Source organism: Pseudomonas koreensis (genome assembly GCF_036668835.1).
GTDB lineage: Bacteria > Pseudomonadota > Gammaproteobacteria > Pseudomonadales > Pseudomonadaceae > Aquipseudomonas > Aquipseudomonas koreensis_I.
Genome location: NZ_JAZEVW010000005.1, coordinates 259,225 through 278,864 on the forward strand (window position 1 = coordinate 259,225; position 19,640 = coordinate 278,864).

General features: G+C 60.4%; 13 protein-coding genes. 1 reads left to right on the forward strand and 12 read right to left on the reverse strand.

Annotated elements, in window-relative coordinates:
• Window positions 1–19: 19 nt before the first annotated feature.
• Together metR and V6F91_RS16735 are read right to left on the reverse strand one after the other, a co-directional pair.
• Complete coding sequence (metR, locus tag V6F91_RS16730) at window positions 20–937, reverse strand: transcriptional regulator MetR (protein WP_090285902.1); 918 nt, start codon at window positions 935–937, stop codon at window positions 20–22.
• Between the two features lie 155 nt (window positions 938–1,092).
• Window positions 1,093–6,627 (reverse strand): dermonecrotic toxin domain-containing protein, encoded by a 5,535-nt coding sequence (locus tag V6F91_RS16735; RefSeq protein WP_332766277.1) that lies wholly within the window; start codon window positions 6,625–6,627, stop codon window positions 1,093–1,095.
• 212 nt (window positions 6,628–6,839) lie between these two features.
• On the opposite strand from V6F91_RS16735, the gene V6F91_RS16740 reads away from it, so the two are divergent.
• Window positions 6,840–7,874 carry an alpha/beta hydrolase gene (locus V6F91_RS16740; RefSeq protein WP_332766279.1) on the forward strand — a complete coding sequence of 345 codons (1,035 nt, stop codon included), beginning with the start codon at window positions 6,840–6,842 and terminating at the stop codon, window positions 7,872–7,874.
• Between the two features lie 14 nt (window positions 7,875–7,888).
• On the opposite strand, the gene V6F91_RS16745 is transcribed toward V6F91_RS16740, so the two are convergent.
• From V6F91_RS16745 to V6F91_RS16790, 10 genes are all read right to left on the reverse strand, one after another.
• On the reverse strand, window positions 7,889–8,218 hold the full coding sequence (locus tag V6F91_RS16745; protein WP_332766740.1) for a GlpM family protein: 330 nt from the start codon (window positions 8,216–8,218) through the stop codon (window positions 7,889–7,891).
• An 8-nt stretch (window positions 8,219–8,226) separates the two neighbouring features.
• Window positions 8,227–9,552: a sigma-54 dependent transcriptional regulator gene (locus V6F91_RS16750; protein ID WP_332766282.1), complete on the reverse strand. Its 1,326-nt coding sequence runs from the start codon at window positions 9,550–9,552 to the stop codon at window positions 8,227–8,229.
• Window positions 9,549–11,450, reverse strand: a complete 1,902-nt coding sequence (locus V6F91_RS16755) for a sensor histidine kinase (protein ID WP_332766284.1) — start codon at window positions 11,448–11,450, stop codon at window positions 9,549–9,551. The genes V6F91_RS16750 and V6F91_RS16755 overlap by 4 nt, the downstream gene beginning before the upstream one ends.
• Window positions 11,451–11,619: 169 nt before the next feature.
• The gene (locus tag V6F91_RS16760) at window positions 11,620–12,354 is read right to left on the reverse strand and encodes an amino acid ABC transporter ATP-binding protein (protein ID WP_007916729.1); all 735 of its coding nucleotides are present in this window, start codon (window positions 12,352–12,354) and stop codon (window positions 11,620–11,622) included.
• Window positions 12,351–13,022, reverse strand: coding sequence for an amino acid ABC transporter permease (locus V6F91_RS16765; protein ID WP_039758394.1), 672 nt, complete (start codon window positions 13,020–13,022; stop codon window positions 12,351–12,353). The genes V6F91_RS16760 and V6F91_RS16765 overlap by 4 nt, the downstream gene beginning before the upstream one ends.
• Window positions 13,022–13,768 carry an amino acid ABC transporter permease gene (locus V6F91_RS16770; RefSeq protein WP_039758393.1) on the reverse strand — a complete coding sequence of 249 codons (747 nt, stop codon included), beginning with the start codon at window positions 13,766–13,768 and terminating at the stop codon, window positions 13,022–13,024. Before V6F91_RS16770 ends, V6F91_RS16765 begins: the two co-directional genes overlap by 1 nt.
• Before the next feature lie 193 nt (window positions 13,769–13,961).
• Complete coding sequence (locus V6F91_RS16775; RefSeq protein ID WP_332766290.1) at window positions 13,962–14,888, reverse strand: glutamate/aspartate ABC transporter substrate-binding protein; 927 nt, start codon at window positions 14,886–14,888, stop codon at window positions 13,962–13,964.
• A 262-nt stretch (window positions 14,889–15,150) separates the two neighbouring features.
• Entirely contained in the window at window positions 15,151–16,410 is a 1,260-nt protein-coding gene (mtr, locus tag V6F91_RS16780) for a tryptophan permease (RefSeq protein WP_332766292.1), read from the reverse strand.
• Between the two features lie 151 nt (window positions 16,411–16,561).
• Window positions 16,562–17,887 carry an amidase family protein gene (locus V6F91_RS16785; RefSeq protein ID WP_332766294.1) on the reverse strand — a complete coding sequence of 442 codons (1,326 nt, stop codon included), beginning with the start codon at window positions 17,885–17,887 and terminating at the stop codon, window positions 16,562–16,564.
• Window positions 17,888–17,917: 30 nt separating this feature from the next.
• The gene (locus tag V6F91_RS16790; RefSeq protein WP_332766296.1) at window positions 17,918–19,627 is read right to left on the reverse strand and encodes an NAD(P)/FAD-dependent oxidoreductase; all 1,710 of its coding nucleotides are present in this window, start codon (window positions 19,625–19,627) and stop codon (window positions 17,918–17,920) included.
• Window positions 19,628–19,640: the final 13 nt, after the last annotated feature.

Genomic DNA, 19,640 nt, shown 5'->3' on the forward strand with positions numbered 1-19,640 from the left:
GATCGGCGGCGTGACGGATTTAGCGCACGGCGCTGACCCCATCCAGGGTCGAGAACGAAGTGTCTTTCGCCGTCAGCAGAAAATCGCGCATATACGGCGCATCGAGCATATCCGTGCGAATTGCCGCATACAGCGTTGCAAACAAGCCTTTCTCGCCGAGTCGCTTGCCCTTCACATACCCGCGCGAACTGTATTCGTGCAGCGCCCAGTGCGGCATGCCGCAGACACCGCGGCCGCTGGCGACCAGTTGCATCATCATCACCGTCAGTTCCGAGGTGCGCACCTGCGCCGGTTCGATGTCGGCCGGTTCGAGAAAACGCGTGAAGATGTCGAGGCGATCACGCTCCACCGGATAGGTGATCAGGGTTTCGCTGAGCAAGTCTTCCGGCACGATATACGGCTTGCTCGCCAGCGCATGCTGATTGGCCACTGCGAGCATGGCTTCGTAGGTGAACAGCGGCACGTAGGTGATGCCGGCAATGTCCAGCGGGTCCGACGTCACCACCAGATCCAGATCGCCCCGGGCCAACGCCGGCAGTGGTGCGAAGGAAAAGCCCGAAGCGAGGTCGAGTTCAACCTCAGGCCAGGCGTCGCGGAACTGGTCGATGGTTGGCATCAGCCATTGGAAACAGCTATGGCATTCGATCGCCATGTGCAGGCGACCGGCCGTGCCACCGGCCAGACGGCCAATGTCGCGTTCGGCGGCGCGCAGCAGGGGCAGGGTTGCATCGGCCAGTTGCAGCAAGCGCAAACCGGCGCTGGTGAAACGCACCGGTTTGGTCTTGCGCACAAACAGCGCCATGCCCAGGCGCTCTTCGAGTTCCTTGAACTGGTGCGACAGCGCCGACTGCGTCAGGTGCAGGCGGTCGGCGGCATCGACGAGGCTGTCGGCATCGCGCAAAGCATGAAGAGTCTTCAAATGGCGAATTTCAAGCACCAGCGTGGCTCCATGAAAAAAACTTGTGATCAGCAGGGTTTTGTTGAGTTTGTCTCATGCTCATTATGTTGTCGACCACGGCGTATCTGGAGCTCACGACCCTCCCATTGTGTTCGCTGTCATTACGGGTGGTGGGCAAGTTCGCGCGGCTGGGTTCAAACCCGCTGGAAATGCCCGATGACAACCGACTGTTTGCCGATTTTCGCATAGGGCAGCGTCGCATCATCGGCATGGGTCAGGAATCGGTGCTGCGGCAATTTCAAGTGCGCGGTTTCAAAGCGCTCGAACACCGGTGTCGCGTCGCGGTAGTGAAAGTGCGCGTACCACAGCAACTGCTCGGGTTCGCGCGTAAGGTTCCAGATCTCGTATTCCTGCATGTAGTCCGGATGGCCGGCACGCCTGCCGAGCAATTTGATCGGCAGCGTTCGGCGTATGTCCACGACGCCTTGACCGATCAGGTCATCAAGCATGCCATCGGTAGGCTTCAGGCTGGTCAATGAGCGTTCGGTGCGCAGGGTGCGCCCGGCAACGCTAAGCTCGGCGGCTTCATCACGCAATCGCTGGATCAGCGGATGCTGCGCAGATCTGCTGGCGATGCGGTCGGCGCGGGTGTTCAGCTCACTGGCCTGGGAGTCCATCATGTGTTGCAGATCGACCGGCAGCATGCCCCGGTCGGCATTGCTGTGCACGCTGGCGCGGTAGGCAGGAATTCTGTCCAGACGCTGCTGGGCATCACTGATCAGAGCAGCGAGGGTGACGGGTGGTGCCTCGGGTAATGGAGCCTGAGGGCCGATCTGACGCGAGCGACCGTCGGCGCCTTGCTCCCAGATCTGCACTTCACCCTCTCTGAGTTTGCGTTCGTAAATCCGCCGCTGCGACTGCGTGTCGAAGCGTTCCGTGCCGTACAGCAGGTTGCCGTCCTCGGTGGTGAAAACCCGTTGGGCCGGCTGGCCGGGTGTTTTCGGCGACGGTGGATCGATGACGCCTCGGCGGGCGCGACCGGCCATCTGCTCCAGGCCATCAAGCAGCGGTTCGACGGTGTCCTGATGAAAATGCTCTGGATAGGCTGTCCTCCAGATGGTCATCTGCCGCCGGAAGCGGGTGTAGACGTCCAGACACTCCTCAAGCATGCGGCTGCGATTCTGCGCAGTGGTCTGAATGTTCGGCAGGTCGTACTGGGTGGTCGCGGCCTGTCTGGTCTGCTTCCAGAGTTCATCTGTGCGCTCGCGGAAGTACATCCAGGAAACGTCATTGTCATAGCTGTAATTCTTGACCAGATCCAGGCGAATGTAGGTTTTGTGATAGAGCAGACGCGCGTCGCTGTGTTGGCTGTTGATGAGCTCGACAATGCCGAACTGAGTGGCCTTGTCGGATTTCAAGGTGATGCGTTCACTCCATTGATTGACTTTGGTCCTGAGGTCTTCCAGTACCTCGAACTTTTTCACGTAGTCCAGTTGCAACTCGCGAATCTGAGCAAACATTGCCAGTCGCCGCGTCCGTGCGCCTGGAGGTAAAGCGTTGACTGTCCTGCTCAGCCGCATGACGTCTTCCAGGACCAGGACAGACGCTGCGGACACTTGACCCGAGCGCATGGCGTATCGCGAAGTCAGTCGTTGAGCAAGGGAGCTTTGCACCCGGTTGACGGAGGCTTGCTTATTGCCGCTGGTGAGCGGTTTCAACTCCGTCAAAGCCTGATAGCGTTCAACACACAGGCGAATATCTTCAAGGCATGCGGTTTCGGCTGCAGGCAACAGGGCACGCTGGTTGGCGGAGCTGGCATTCTGGAAAGCCAGTATCGCGGTCTTGTGTGCCTCGACCTTGCTGTCGATGACATGGGCCAGGCGTTCAGTCTCGAATTCGAGTTGCTGATGCCGACGAAACGTGCGCTCTGCCCACCAGCGTGGCAAGCGCTGGCGAATCACCGGTGGCCAGTACGGGTCCAGCGCATCGGCCAGATGCCCGGCGACGTTGCCGCCGCCACGCAAGCCATCTGCGCTGGCGGTTCCATAGACGCCGTACCAGGTGTCCCACTGGCCGGTCTCATCCAGCGCGATCGGCTGTTTGTAGGTCTTGCGCGAGTTGCCGAACAGGCGCCAGTTGCGCGAGCCCGTGCCCAGTTCTACCTGATAGATGCGCCCCTGACGTTCGATGAAATCACCGTCGACATGCCGGTAAACGCCTCGGTAGAGACCGTGAGTGACAGGCTCGATTCCGGCCAGCGACAGCGGTTGTTCGTAGTCGTAGCCCTGGAAACGGGCCAGTACATGCCGGGCTTGGCGCTGCGTTTTGCCATGCAGAGCCGCGACGTTGCCCAGCAGCGTATGCAACTGGCGTGCACGCGTCAGCGCGCGCGTGGTGCGCGAGAGGGTCGAAGCCACCGCTTCGCCCGGGAGCAGGTCCATGAACGCGTCGATCAACGAGAGAAACATTGTCTCGAGTTCCGCCAGGCCATCCGCCACATCGCCGCGCAGAAACGCTGCCACGGCCTGATTGGCCGCAGTCCAGGCGTCGTACAGCGCCACGACGGTGCCGACGAAAGGCACCATGCCCAGCGCCATTTTTATGTAGTTGAACGCGCGTGGCCCTTTCAGTGCGTAGCGCTCGAAGAACAGTTCATCATTGGAGCGCGAGCTGCCGCGATGAGCTTCGATCAAACGCCCCTTGTGCGCGTCGAGCAGGTGCGCGGCCAGCGAAGTGCTCGCCGGCCAGCGGGGGCCAATGTCGATAATGGCGTCGAAATTTTTTTCAACCGCCTGACCGATGCGGCTGACATGGGCGCGGACATCGCCGTGCAGGGCCTTGCCCGCCAGGTAGCTGATCCAGTGATCACTTGCGCACAATCTGAACAGCCCTTTACGCGCTGACTCGAGACTGTCGTAGCGGCGGAAAAAACGCTGATCAGGGCTGTCCGGCAGATACAGCACAGTCGTGCCGCTGATCTGCTCTTCAATGAAGGTCACGCCGGACAAGGTTACGGGGCCTTCACGCGGGGTGTCTTTGCCGCCGGTTTTAAGCGAAACCGGCAGTAGCACGATGCGCCTGCCATTGGCGAGCCAGGCGTCTGCGGTATTGGCGTCGATCGCGATGTTGACCACCTCAGCCTCATCACGGGCGAGGTGTTTCTGTGCCCGGGCGTTGTCGCACTGGATTTTCAGCAGCAGGCGCCAGGGTTCGATAAGGCTTTCGCGTCGATTTTGCCTGACGAACAGCGCCTCGCCGGGCGCGCCATGGAAGGCTTCATGGATCCTGCGCTCATAGGCCTTGGGCAGGTCCAGCTCCGGCAGGACTTTACGCAGATAGCTCAGGTTGATGCCGTTGAGCAGACGGCTGCGATCCTGTCGGCGTGCGGCGTTGACGTCCAGGCGCATGAAAATCAGGCGCTTCGACAGTGAGTCATTGAGCACTGATTGAACGTTGTCGATATTCAGTTGGGCAAGATCCTCAAGGGACATCCTGCTGCGCGTGGCGCCCGGCACGATTACGGTTTTACGCCGCGGGCCGGCGGGGCTGGGTTCCAACACCGTTTCGGTTCCAGTCGAATCGGGCAACTCGACCTGCACGGAAAAATAGCCCTCGGTGGCGAAATCCTTGCGCAGGCGCGCGTGCAGATGTTTGCGGGTGAAGTCGTCGCGCGGTTCCAGTGCCAAGGTCATCAGCGCATGACTTTTACGCATCGCGTCGATGTACGCCTGAATATGTTGTTTGAGTGCGATCCGCTCGTTTTTCTGCAGATGCACCAGCCAGCCCGGCAGATGAGTGGCCAGCACGCCGCTGCGCTCCTGCTCCTGCACATGCGCAAACATCAGGCCTCTGGCCGCGCTGACCGGGACCTGCATAGCGGCTGTGCAATCCTGACGGAAAATCTCCAGTGCATCGGCGTGCTCGGGTTGGGCGCGCAGACGGGTTGCCTGTGTTTCGCAATTGGCGATCAGCGCGTTGAGACAATGCTGCAGCGGGTCCGTGGTAATCGCGTTGAGTTGCAAAGCGGACTCGCTGTCCTGATCGCCAATTTTCAAAAGGGCGAGCGCCAATGCCCGGCGATCGCTGAAGCGCTGCAGGCCACCGCCGTTGCCGGGGCAGTAAAGCAGCAGACTCGTGTCGGACGCGCTGTCCGTCAGTGCCGCTTGCCGGGTGAATACCAACGCGCCCTTGAGCGTTTCGCGCTGCTCCGTGGTGGCTGCGTCGCGGGTTTCGCTCAGCGACAGGGTCAGGCTGGCCGCGACCAGATCTGCATCGCGTGTGCCCGCCACAGGGTTGTCCAGCACAGCGTTGAGCAGGTCGTGTTCAGCGCTGTCGATTTGCCCCAGTAGCGCTTGCAGCTTCGCCTCGGCATACAACCCATTCTTGTGAGCCTGATAAATCGCAGCGAGCGTCGTGGCGGCGGCAGGGGCGTCGAGCAACGAGGTGCAGGCGTTCTCGCAGGCTTGCTCGGCAATTTCCAAGGCTTTCAGTGCGTCCTGACATTGTCGAAATCGGGCGCCGTCGCGGTCGTTGGCCAGCAAGTGTTCGAGAGCCTCGCGCTCGCGCTTGAGCGCGGCATGCCTTGTGGCGAGCGGAATGCCAGCGGACAGGCTGCCGAACAACGGACGGTCGTCACTCGCGAGCGTATCTGGGGCAATGAGCGTTTTGGTCGGTGCTGCGACGATGATCGCTGTGCTGCGTTGATGGTCAATCAGCTCGACATGCAGCAGCGCGTGCGCACCGTGTTCGCGCAACCCGGGTTTGCCCCGGTTGGTATTGCGCAACGCACTGATTTGCGCCTGTTGCCGGTCGGCGAACAGATCGCTGGCGCCGGTGATCATCGGGTCTGTCGCTGCGCGGTAATCGAAGCGCAGGTTCTCGCGCGGCAGACCGGTGGGAATCTGCGCCTGGCCAACCAGCCACGTTTGCAAATCCGCTCGATTGTTGAACGCCTGAATACAGATCGGGCGGCAGGGCAGGTAGAGCAGCGTTCGCGCTGTTACCTGGTCACCCGCGCGGATGACCCAAGCCCCGGGGAATTTGACTCTGCTGTGGTTGCTCAGCACCAGAGCCGGTTTTTCCAGATGAATGGGCTGATCTTTGAAAGTCAGTGGAGTGGAATCTGAATCGACGATTTGCTGAAGCAGGTCGAGCTCTTCGGCGTCGATGATTTTACTGGCGTAAGCGGCGTCAGCGCTCGCTTGGAAATGCGCTCGATACAGGTCGCTGGCGCGCGTGCGTCGCGAAACCGGCGTGCCCGGCGCACGTGCTTCCCAGAATTCGGCCCAGCGTGTGGCGTGGGCGCGCTGCGGGTCGAGCGGCTTGAGCTTTTCCAGCAGTTGCGACGGCTTCAGGGCGTACAGAGGATGACCGGCCATCAGACCGACAACGTGGCAGTGCTGGTCAAGCGAGGGTTCCAGCATCGGATGTTGTACGACAAAAGCGCAGGCATCGGTAAGGCTGACGAAACGCTCTGGCTGCGTTTGGCTGGCAGTGAAGCCGAATCCGGTCTTTTCGCCGTTCAGTTGCAGTTGTTGTTGCAGCGACGCGTTGATCGTATCGCGCAGTGCGGGACTGCTAGCAAACAATTGGCGCAAGCCATTGCTGCTGTCGCGCCAGCGCTGATTGGCCTGTAACAGCAAACTTTCGTCGATGGTTTCGGGCAGTGCCAGGGTCTTCGCGAACGACTCTGGGGAGGGCGGCAAATCGAGGATAAGCGGTTCGAGCATGGTGGATGACTCGCAAGGGGGAGCGGGGCATCCGCTCCTGTGCGGTTCATTGAAAAGCGTTCACGTCGGACCATGGTGGTACATGGGTATTGTTTGCCGGCTGAATGACCGCTCGGCACTCTTCATCAAACTGTCATCGAACTGTGGCAGCGCGCTTGAACAAACATCATCAGACTCGCGGCTTACTGGGGTTCTGCGTTTCGGTGTTTTTCATGGGTAAGCATTTTCTTTCTGTCGCGGCCGTGTTGGCCGCGCTTTTGTTCGGTTCGACGGCAGGGGCGGCGGCGCGTTGCGACGTCAATGTGCCGACTGAGCGGGCCGATCTGGCGCAGGTGAGCATCGCCTATCAGAGCATTGGCCGCGCCTCGGATCCGGCTTTGCTGCTGGTGATGGGCCTGGGTGGGCAATTGATTCATTGGCCGGATGAGGTGGTGGTCGCGCTGTGTCAGCAGGGCTTTCGAGTGATCCGTTATGACAACCGCGATGTCGGCCTGTCGACCTGGCGTCAGGCGCCGGTTGAAGCCAACCTGACCTTTGAAGTGCTGCGCTACAAACTCGGCCTGCCGGTGGCGGCGCCGTACAGCCTGACCGATATGGCCGGCGATGCGCTGGGTCTGATGGACGCCTTGCATATCGAGCATTTCCACATACTCGGCGCGAGCATGGGCGGGATGATTGCGCAGCATGTAGCGGCGATGGCGCCGCAGCGGGTCGAGAGCCTGACGTTGATCATGAGCACTTCCGGCGCCGAAGGGTTGCCGGCACCGAGCGCGGCGCTGGTGCAATTACTATCGCGCCGTGGCGCACCGAATCGTGAAGTGGCGCTGGAGCAACAAGCGGATCTGCTCGCGGCGCTGGGCAGCCCCAACGTTACCGATGATCGCCAGGTCCTGCTGCAACAGGCCGCGGCCTCCTATGACCGGGCATTCAATCCCGAGGGTGTGAAGCGGCAGATCATGGCGATTCTCGCCGAACCGAGCCGGGTGGCGCTGCTCAACCAGTTGCGGGTGCCGACGCTGGTGGTGCATGGCACGGCGGATCCGTTACTGCCAGTGATGCATGGCGTGCATCTGGCGGCGCATATTCAGGGTAGTCAGTTGAAGCTGATTCCGGGGTTGGCGCATCGGTTTCAGGAGGCGTTCAAGGAACCGTTGCTGGCGGCGGTGCTGCCGTATTTGCAGGCGCATCGTGAGGATACGTCGCATTGGGCGCGGGTTGAGCCGGTGGCGGGTGGGGATGTGCTTTAGGGTGGTTTTTGATCTTAACTATGAATACGTACCCAAACAGTCACCAACACCGTCGCCGCCATCAACCAGGCCACCGCCGCCACAGCCAGCGAAGCCTCCAGCCGCATCCGGTCCACCATCACATACAACGTCGCCAGATAAACAAAATACGGAATGATCGACCACATGCCGAACACGATGGTGGTTTTCAGATCATCAACCGAGCGCCCTTTGCCAACGATGTAATGCGCAATCAACGCAAAGGTCGGAAACAGCGGCACCAGACCTGCGATGTAATAGTTTCTGGTTTTCGACAGCGCCGCGAGGATCAGCACCACGGCGGCGCCGATCGCGGCTTTCAGAATCAGGTCCATCAGTGGCTCAGCCCGTATTTTTTCACTTTGTCGAACAGCGTGGTCTTGGCCATGCCCAGTTCCAGGCTCGCCTGGGTCAGGTTGCCGCCGCTGCGTTGCAGGGCGTCGCTGAGCAGGTTGCGTTCGAAGGCTTCCACCGCTTCGGCAAACGCCAGGCCCTGGCCGCTGCTGGCGCCGGATTTCTTGAACGCCGGCAAGCCGAGGGCGAAGCGTTCGGCGACGTTGCGCAGTTCGCGCACGTTGCCCGGCCAGTCGTGGCTCATCAGGTTCGACAGCGTCTGGTTGTCCAGCTCCGGCAAGGCACGGTCGAAGCGCAGCGCCGATTGCTGGGTGAAGTGCTCGAACAGTTGCAGGATGTCTTCGCGGCGTTCGCGCAGCGGCGGCAGTTCCAGGGTCACGACATTGAGGCGGTAGTACAAGTCGCTGCGAAACTCGCCAGCCTTGCTTGCGGCGTCGAGGTCGGATTTGGTCGCCGCGATCACCCGGCAATCGACCGCCACGCTCTGGTTCGAGCCGAGGCGTTCGAGGGTGCGCTCCTGCAGCACACGCAGCAGTTTGATCTGCAACGGCAATGGCATGCTTTCCACTTCGTCGAGGAACAGCGTGCCGCCGTCGGCGTGTTCGATCTTGCCGATGCGGCGCTTGCCCGCACCGGTAAAGGCGTTGGCCTCGTGGCCGAAGATCTCGCTTTCGAACAGATTTTCCGGCAGGCCGCCGCAGTTCAGCGCAACGAACTGTTTGCTGTGGCGGCGGCTGAAATCGTGCAGGCAGCGTGCGACCAGTTCTTTGCCGGTGCCAGTCTCGCCCTCGATCAACACGTTGGCCGAGGTGTCGGCAACGTTGGCGATCAGCTCGCGCAGGTTCTGCATGGCGGGCGAGCGGCCGATGATCCGCCCTTCGAGGGAATCGCGTTCGGCCAGTTGCCGGCGCAGCGACGACACTTCGCGGGCGAGGCTGCGTTGTTCCAGAGCGCGCCGCGCGACATCGACCAGCCGCTCTGGGGAGAACGGTTTTTCCATGAAGTCATAGGCGCCTTTCTGCATCGCACCCACCGCCATCGAGATATCGCCGTGGCCAGTGATCAGCACCACCGGCAGGCTGCGATCGCGGGCCTTGAGGCGGGTCAGCAGTTCCAGGCCATCGATGCCCGGCAGGCGAATGTCGCTGATGACGATGCCGGCAAAGTTGTCGCCGACCTGCTCCAGCGCTTCTTCGGCACTGCCGACGCCGATACAGGGAATGTCTTCCAGGGTCAGCGCCTGTTGGCAGCCGAGCAGCACATGGGGGTCGTCTTCGACGATCAGCACACTGAGATCGTTATTCATATGGGCTCGGCAGGAGTAGGGCTTACCAGCGGTAAACTGAGGACGAAAGTGGTGCCACCACTGGCCGGGTGCTCGACACCCAGATGCCCGCCGGTGGCAGCTGCGAGGCTGGCGGAAAGGGTCAGGCCCAGGCCCAGGCCTTGCGCGCCGGGCTTGGTGGTAAAAAACGGTTCGAACAGATGCTTGCGCGCTTCGGCGTCGATGCCGTGGCCGTTGTCCCGCACGCGCAGGCGGTATTTGCCGTCGAATTCTTCGCCTTCCAGCCACAATTCGGGTTGCGCTTGTGCGTGCATGGCGTCGAGGGCATTGCCGATCAGGTTGACCAGAATCTGCTCCAGACGGGTCTGGTCGATGTGCAACTGCACGTCGGCGAACTGCCGGTGAATCTGCAGCGTTGGATTTTCCAGGCGTGCGCCGAGCAATTGCAGCGCCGCCTCGACGGCTTTGCCAAGGCTGGCCTGGCCGTGGTTGTCGCCGCGCCGGGCGAACGACCGCAGGCTGGCGGTGATGCGGCCCATGCGATCGATCAAGTCATTGATGGTCTTGAGGTTGGTGCTGGCGACATCCAGTTGACCGCGCTCAAGGAAGCGCACGGTATTGCCGGATAGCGTGCGCATCGCCGCCAGCGGCTGGTTCAATTCGTGGGCGATGCTCGTGGACATCTGGCCGATGGCGGCGAGTTTACCGGCCTGCACCAGTTCATCCTGGGCGCGGCGCAAAGTCTCTTCGGCCTGACGGCGTTCGCGAATCTGGCTCTTCAACCGTTCGTTACTGGCGCGCAGATCGGTGGTGCGTTCGGTAATCCGACGCTCGAGTTGACTGTTGGCTTCCTGCAGGGCTTCACGGGCGGCAAGGCGGGTGGCGATGACTTTGCGCCGCTCGTTCCAGGCGATCAGCAGGAAGGCGAGGAAGGCAAACGCCACGGCGACCAGAATGCCTTGGTTGATCGCTTCGCGGCGCAAGTCCTGCAACGGGGTGAGCAGGGTGAAATTCCACGGCGTGTCGCTCAGCGGCCGGGTCTGCGCCAGATAACTGATGTCGTCTTCGTCGGACTGCACTTCGCTGTTGGCCGGGAAGGTGAGTTTTTCCACGCCTTCGTCCAGCGTTTCGCGGGCCAGCGGTTGCAGTTCATTGAGCGGGAACCAGTAATACTGCAGGCTGCGCGCCAGTTTCTCTTTGATCTCGTCGCTCAGCGGGATCACCGACTTGAGGCGTCGGGCCGGATCGCTGGAGAGAATGATGATGCCGTTCTCGTCGCTGACAAACGCTTCCAGACGCGCGCGCTGCCAACGTTCTTCCATGGCTTCCAGGCGCACTTTGACCACCGCGACGCCGATGATCTTGCCGTGCTCTTCGAGGCCGTGGGCGAGGTAATAACCGGGCTCGCCGCTGGTGCTGCCGATGCCGTAGAAGCGTCCGGGTTCGCCGCGAACGGCTTTCTGAAAGTAGGCGCGAAAGGACAGGTCTTCACCGAGGTAGCTGTCGACATCGCGCCAGTTGCTGGTGGCCATGACGCGGCCGGTGGTGTCCATGACGTAGATGGCCCGACTGCGGCTGCGCCGGTTCAGGCCTTCAAGGTAATCGTTGACCGTGCGCCGGGTTTCCGGGGTCGGGTCGGCCAGCAGCTGCGAAACACTGGTTTCGAGTTCCAGCAGGCTGGGCAGGTAGGTGTATTTGCTGATCTCGCTTTCCACCGCGCGGGCGTGCAGTTCCAGCTGACGCTGGCCGTTCTCGCCGAGGCTGCGGATACCGAAATGCTCACTGGTCCAGAAGCCGATGAAACCCAGACCGATCATCAGCGCGATGACCAGCGGCGGCAGGAACAAATGACGAATCAGACGGGGCTTCACGGCAAGTGATGGCGGCGCTGCGCGATAAAGATTGGGGTCGCATTTCATCACAGTTGCCTTGGGTCAACCACACTTGCAGGCTCACCACTGTCCCTGTGGGAGCGAGCTTGCTCGCGAAGAGGCCGGAATGCTCAACATTGATGTTGAATGTCAGTCCGCTTTCGCGAGCAAGCTCGCTCCCACAAGGATCAATGTGATGCCCTGGATGCTCGGCTTTTTAGTGCTGCAGGATTTTCTCGAGGAAGTGCTGCGCGCGTTCGGAGCGGGCGCTGATGTCGCCGAAGAACTCCTCTTTCGGGCAGTCTTCGATGATCTTGCCGGCGTCCATGAAGATCACGCGGTCGGCCACTTTACGGGCGAAGCCCATTTCGTGGGTCACGCACATCATGGTCATGCCTTCGTGGGCCAGTTGCACCATCACGTCGAGCACTTCGTTGACCATTTCCGGGTCGAGCGCCGAAGTCGGTTCGTCGAACAGCATGACGATCGGGTCCATCGCCAGCGCACGGGCAATCGCCACACGCTGTTGCTGACCACCGGAGAGTTGCCCCGGATGCTTGTGGGCGTGCGCCGAGAGGCCGACGCGCTCAAGCAGTTGCAGGCCTTTTTTGGTCGCCTCTTCCTTGCTGCGGCCCAACACCTTGATCTGCGCGATGGTCAGGTTTTCGGTAATGGTCAGGTGCGGGAACAGTTCGAAATGCTGGAACACCATGCCCACGCGCGAACGCAGTTTCGGCAGGTTGGTCTTCGGGTCGGCAATCGAAGTGCCATCGACGACGATGTCACCTTTCTGGAACGGCTCCAGCGCGTTGACGCATTTGATCAGCGTCGACTTGCCCGAGCCCGACGGGCCGCAGACCACGATCACTTCGCCTTTCTTGACCTCGGTGCTGCAATCAGTCAGCACCTGGAAGTCCCCATACCACTTGTTGATGTTCTTGATAGAGATCATACGGCGAACCTTTTTTGCAGACGCTTGACCAGCAGCGAGGCGGAAAAGCTGATGATGAAGTAGACGACACCGGCGAAGATCAGGAACTCGTTGGAACGGCCGATGATGTCGCCGTTCGAGCGCGCGGAGTTGAGGAAGTCGACCAGGCCCACGGTGTAGACCAGCGAGGTGTCCTGGAACAGGATGATGCTCTGTTGCAGCAGCAACGGCGTCATCTTGCGGAACGCCTGAGGCAGGATGATCAGGCGCATGGTCTGGCCGTAGGTCATGCCCATCGCTTGCGCGGCGGCCATCTGGCCTTTGGGAATCGACTGCACGCCGGCCCGGACGATTTCACAGAAATACGCCGCTTCGAACATCATGAAGGCCACGACGCACGAGGTGAATGCACCGATTGGCGTGTCTTCGCCGGTGATCCAGCGCAGCACGAACGGCACCGCCAGGTAGAACCAGGTGATCACCAGCAGCAGCGGGATCGAACGGAAATAGTTGACGTACGCGCCGGCAATGTTCGACAGCAGTTTGCTTGACGACAGGCGCATCAGCGCCAGGATCGTGCCGAGCACGATGCCGCCGATCACGCCCATGACCATCAATTGCAAGGTCATGACCATGCCGTTCCACAGGCCCGGGATCGCGGGGATGATGCCGCTGAAATCGAAGTCCATTATTTACCCCCCACGGAGATCAGGCCGGGCACGGCGACTTTCTTCTCGACCATGCGCATCAGCAACATCAGGCTCATGTTCAGGGTGAAGTAGATCAGCGTGGCCAGGGTGAAGGCTTCAAACAGGTTGGCCGAGAACTCGGCGGTCTGTTTGGTTTGCGCCAGCAGTTCCATCAAGCCGATCAGGGACGCCACGGAGGAGTTCTTGAAGACGTTGAGGAATTCCGAGGTGAGCGGCGGAATGATGATCCGGTACGCCTGCGGCAGCAGTACGTTCCAGTAGATCTGCGGCAGCTTGAAGCCCATCGCGCGGGCGGCGGATTCCTGGCCGCGTGGCAGCGCCTGGATACCGGTGCGCACCTGCTCGCAGACACGGGCAGCGGTGAACAGACCCAGGCACACGACAACGCTCAGGTACGCCGAGGTGGTCGGGTTGAGGTCTTGTTTGTACCAGTCCTGCAGGTTCTGCGGCAGCAGGTCGGGTACCAGGAAGTACCAGATGAACAGCTGAACCAGCAGCGGCACGTTGCGAAACAGCTCCACATAGCAGGTCGCGATGCCCGCTACGATCCGGTTTGGCACAGTGCGCATGACCCCCAGAATGGAGCCCAGCAGCAGAGCGATGATCCATGCCACGACAGCGATGCCAATGGTCCAGCCCAGACCGGCGATGTACCAGTCGAGATAGGTCTCGCTGCCTACGCCGGTGGACTTGAAGAACACGCCCCAGTCCCAGTTGTAATTCATTAGGGTCTCCCCTCGAAATCGATCGATGTACAAGCACCCGCTTGGGGAAGTTCCTTTCCCGTCCGACGAGGAACGCCGGACACACGCGATCGGCTCGAAAACCGCCAGGTCGAGTGTTCCACAGCAAAGCCAGCAGGCAGTAACAGACGTCTGAGGGAGGGTCGCTCCCTCAGACGATAAGGTTAGTCAGGAATCAGATTTTTACGTCAGGCGCCGGCTTGTCGCTCGGGTTGGCGATCAGATCCTTCACCTTGTCGCTCATCGGGAAGTTCAGGTTCAGGCCTTTTGGCGGGATCGGGCTTTCGAACCACTTGCTGTAGATCTTGTTGATCTCGCCAGACTTGTACAGGCCGACAATGGCGTCATCGACAGCTTTCTTGAACGGCGCGTCGCCTTTGCGAACCATGCAGGCATAGGCTTCGAAGGACTGCGGCGTGCCAGTGATGACCCAGTCAGTCGGTTTCTTGGCCTTGGCTTCTTCACCAGCCAGCAGGGCGTCGTCCATCATGAAGGCAACGGCGCGGCCGCTTTCGAGCATGTTGAAGGATTCGCCGTGGTCTTTGGCGGAGATGATGTTCATGCCCATCTGCTTGTCGGCGTTCATCGCTTTGATGATGCGCTCGGACGTGGTGCCGGCAGTGGTCACGACGTTTTTGCCCTTGAGGTCGGCGAAGTCGTTATAGGACGGCTTGCCTTCCTTGTCTTTCTTGACCAGCAGACGGGTGCCGATTTCGAAGATGTTGACGGTGAAGTCGACCTGCTGGGCGCGCTCGGTGTTGTTGGTGGTGGAACCACACTCGATATCCGCGGTGCCGTTCTGGATCAGCGGGATACGGGTTTGCGAGGTCACCAGGTTGTACTTGACCTGCAGGTCTGGCTTGTTCAGGTCTTTTTTCAGGGCTTCAACGATCGCCACCTGAATGTCGTGGGAGTAGCCCACTGGTTTGCCAGAAGCATCTGCAATGTAGGAGAACGGAATTGAGCTGTCGCGGTGAGCGAGCGTGATGGTGCCCGAATCGTTGATTTTCTTCAGGGTGCCGGTGAGTTCGGCGGCGAAAACTGGCGTGCTGATCAGAGCGGCAGCAATGGCTGCGCCCAGGATATGGGGAACGATGCGCATCAAATTTTCCTCGACATTGTTTTTTTTATGGAGCCAGTTTGTCGGCCCTTTTGTGCTTCGAATGCCTGACGGCTCCTGAAGTGTTGGCTCAGCGGGCATTCGTCGAGAGAGTGTAGAGCATGAGTCGTGCCAGAGCAGGCAGCGATGGTTAAGTGCTTGTTTTATAAGGGTATTAAACTTTTGTGATGGTATTTTTGTGAATGCCTGATCCGGTTTACCGAATCGACCATTGAGTCTCGTTCGGAAAACCGAACGCCGCGCCTCACCGCCACACAGGCAGCCATCCGAACACAAACAGAAGATGCGACAGCGCGCATATTCCTCCGAACGACAGCACCAGCGCGATCATCGGCGTACCGCCCCATACCCGATAGCGTGGGCTACCGAAGCGTTTGCGTGATGCGCGTGCCAGCAGCGCCGGGGTGATGACCGCCCATAAGGTTGCGGCCAATCCGGCGAAACCGATGGCGTGCAGAAAACCTTCCGACCAGATAAAAGCGCAGAACATCGGCGGTGCAAACGTCGCGATGGCGGTTTGCAAGCGGCCGCCGGGGCTGTCGTCAAACCCCAGCACATCGGCCAGATAATCGAACAGACCGAGGGTGACACCGAGAAACGAGCAGGCCACGGCGAAGTTGGAGAAAAATGTCAGCAGCAGATCAATGTTGGCGCTGTCGAGCCGGGAGCCCAATGCGTTGATCAGCACATCGATATTGCCGCCGCGCTGGGCGATGTCCTTGAATGCATCGCGGGGAATGTTGCCCATGCTGCATAGCATCCACACCAGGTACAGCAGCAATGCGACCAGCGTGCCGCTGACCAGACAGGCACGGATACGCTGCGGATCCTTGCCGTAGTGTTTCATCAGGCTTGGCACGTTGCCGTGGAAACCGAACGAGGTCAGGCAAAAGGGCAGCGTTACCAGCAGATAAGGCCAGTAATGACTTTCGGAACTGGTCAGATCGAGCAGCGTAGTGCTTTGCACGTGCCCCAGCAAACCGCCGAAAGTCAGGAAAAACGCGAGAATCTTTGCCCCGAACACCAGCGTGGTCATGCGGCTCACTGCGGTCGTGCTGAGCCAGATGATGAACGCCACCATCAGGGTGAACAGCAGGCCACCGGCGCGTGACGAAAACTCGACACCCATCGTTTGCGCGGTGTGATGAATCACCGATCCACTGGCGGAGATATAAGCGTAGGTCAGCGTGTACAGCACAAACACGATGCTCAAGCCATTCAAGCGGCTCCAGCCACGACCGAGCAGATCGCGGGTAATCGTGGAAAAACTCGAGCCTTCGCGGTAATTGAGATTGGCCTCAAGAATCATCAGCCCGGAATGCAAGGTGCAGAACCAGGCAAACAGCAGCACGGCGACCGAGCCGTAGAACCACAGTCCGGACATGATCACCGGCAGCGAGAACATGCCCGCACCGACGATGGTGCCACCGATGATCATGGCGCCGCCAACGATTGAGGGCGCGCGTTCGGCAGCGGGCATGGAAGACATTGGAGTGACGCGCATGGCAAGGCCTGCAATCTGAATGGTTAGGGATGCATCAACACGGATCTTCTGTGGGCGCGAGCCTGCTCGCGAAGGCGGTCGTTCAGTCAACAGTGATGTTGAAGCCGATGGCCTGTTCGCGAGCAGGCTCGCTCTTACAGGAATCGAAGGTTTAACCGCTCTGAAGCAGGTGCATCAGATACCGCACGTTCGCCAGTAAAAATTCGTCCTGTCCCGGTAGCGCATCGAACGACAGACCCACCGGCAACGCACCTGCCGCCGCCACCGGAACACTGATGCTCGGCGCCGCCAGGTTGCTTGCCGGGTCGGTATTGCGCACGAAGGTTTCGAAGTGGCTTTCATTCGGGCAATCGCTGAGCAGCGGTGCACTGCAAGTGACGGTCGGGTAGGCCAGCAGATCCAGTCGATGACGAGTGAAGAGGGCGCGGTATTCCTGCTCCAGACGCAGTTTGCTCATCAGTGCCTGCACGTAGTCGGTGTAGGAAATCGCAGGGCTTTCCAGTTGGGCGGTGAGGATCTTCCTGATCGCCGGGTCACGGATCTGCGCGAGGATGTCGAGGAACTGCTCGCCGCGTCCTGCGTTCATCAGAAACCGCGGAAAATCGATAAAGAATTCATAGATCGGCAACGGAAACTGGATGCTCTCATTGATCTCGCCAATGATTGCATCGTCGACCGGCACGATGATCGCACCGCGCTCGGCGAGGGCATCGATGGCTGCGCGGCAATCGCGCTGCACGTTGTCGGCGAGATCGGTCCAGAGAAAACCCTCGGGGATGCCGATGCGCAACGGCCGGGTCTCAGGTTGCTGCAGGCTGCCGGTCAGTTGCGCGTGAACGAACTGGCAATCTTCCACCGTACGGGTCAGCAGGCCCGGGGTGTCTTTGGTTTGCGACACCGGGACGATGCCGTCGACCGGATAAACGCCGGTGGTGGGACGAAAACCGACGGTGCCGCAGAATGCGGCCGGTATGCGCACCGACCCGCCGGTGTCGGTGCCGACCGCGCACGCCACCAGTCCGGCAGCGACCGCCGCAGCACAACCGCCACTGCTGCCGCCGGCACTGTGGCGTTGGTTGACCGGGTTGATCACGGCACCGTGGCAATGGTTGGCCGATGTCACGCCGAACGACAATTCGTGCATGTTGTTCTTGCCCATGATCTGCGCACCCAGTTGCCGGAAGCGCTCGACGATGCCGGCATCGGCCTGCGGGACATAGTCAGCCAGCCCGGGCGTACCGGCAGTGGTTGGCAGGCCGCTGACGTTGATGTTGTCCTTGAACGACACAGGCAGGGCATACAGTGCGCTGCCGGTATCAGCGGCGCGGTTGGGTGCCGTCGGGGCGAAGGTGATGAAACTGTTGAGGTGTTGCAGGTGCACATGACGCTCGCGCAGGGCGTGCTGCCAGGTGTCCGGGCAGTGTTGGCCACTGCGAAATCCGTTGACGAGCTGTTCAATGGAAAGCTGGCTGTACATGGAGGATTCTCGACGCTGGAAGGAGTTGGGTCAGCAGTAGCGGTACTGCGGGTGCAAGTCGTCGAGCGGGTTACCCGCAATCAGATCACCGCCCAGACTGCTGATCACTGCACAGGCACCATTGAGCGCGGTTTGAATCGCGCCCTCCGCCCAGCCACCGGTGAAAGAGGCGCCGCAACCGGCCAGATACAAACCGGTATCCTGCTGCGGATCGAGTGCGGTGCGGAATTGATAGAACAGGCGTTCGGAGTAGATGTCGTCGCCGGGAAAATTGAGTTTGAAAGCGCCCAGTGCATGTGGGTCGGTCAGCCAGTCGTACTCCAGCACGTAGCGCTGGTAGTCACCGTTAAGCGGGAGCAGGTGGCTGGCAAATTCCGGTGCACTCATTGCCAGTTCATCAACGAGTCGCAGGCAGCGTTGCACCTTGTTCTTCATCGACACCATTTTGTGCGAGTCGTCTTCCCAGGTGTAACTGATCAGTACCACGCCCCAGGCGTCAGGGTCGTGTGGCGCGTAGTCGAGGCAGTACACGCCCTTGACCAGGGTGTCGGTCTGGATGTTCTGGGGCAAACCGTGCTTGAGCCAGAACTTGTCCCTGGTCAGGATGAACAGCTTGGACGAGCCGACCATGTGCGTTTCGTTGATCGCCCGCGCGACGTCGCGATTGACGAACGCCTGGTTCTGCGTGAGCTTGAGGTTCACCTGCAGGGCGCGGGTCGTGGTGGTGGTAATTACCCGGTCGCAGGCATAGGTTTCGCCGTTACTGCCGGCCAGCAGAATTTCGCCGTTCGCGCCTTTGTTGATCGATTCGATGCGTGTGCGGCAGATCATGTCGCGCAGCGCAATGCCATTGAACGAGGTGTCGGCAATCCGATCGGTCAGGCTCGAAATCCCGTTGGGCACCAGCCGCTGGTTGACCTCAAGTGCATTGACCACCAAGCGCAGGATTTCCGTGAAAGAGGCGCGGTACACCGATTGAAAACCGCCCGAACCAATGCCCAGCGAGCCGAACAAGTGGAAGTCTTCGGGTTTACGCCACGGCTTGCCACCGGGAGGATTATTGCCGGTGAAGATGCGCACCATCGCTGAATAGAACGAGCTGTCGCCGAAGCAATCCAGATAGCGTTGCCATTCCGGTTGCACCTCGGCGTAATTATGCTGTTTGAGCAGTTCTGTCAGCAGCAGCGGCGGGGCGAGACAGGTACCGTCGTCAAGGGTGACGCCCTCACTGAGAAACGCGTTCCAGCCCTGATGCACGGTGCTGAACAGCGCCGGCGGTGCCTGCATCGCCGCCCAGTGATGGGCTTGGCCACGGTAATGGATTTCGGTGTCGACAACGCCCGGATCGGGAAACGCTTCGGTGGTTTCAATGCCAAAGCGGTGCAAGTAATGGAACAGTCCGACTTCGCTCGGAGGAAACCGCATGGCACCCATTTCCGCGATGAATTGCGGATGAGCCGGATCAAAGCACTGAGTCAGAAAGCGTCCACCGACGTGCTGTTCTTCAGCTTCGAACAGGGTCACGCGGCGTGCGCCGGCACGCAGCAATTCATAAGCCGCCACCAGCCCGGTCAAGCCGGCGCCGACGATGCCGATGTGTTTTTCAGCGCTGTGCGGCGGCAGGCAGCCGACGGCGCTGTGGGCGTTGCGCAGAAACTGACCGTAGTCATACAGCAGATCGACGTAGGGAAAAGACAGGCAGTCGGACGCCTGTTTACAGCCGTTGGGGATAGCGTTCAAAAGAAATTTCTCG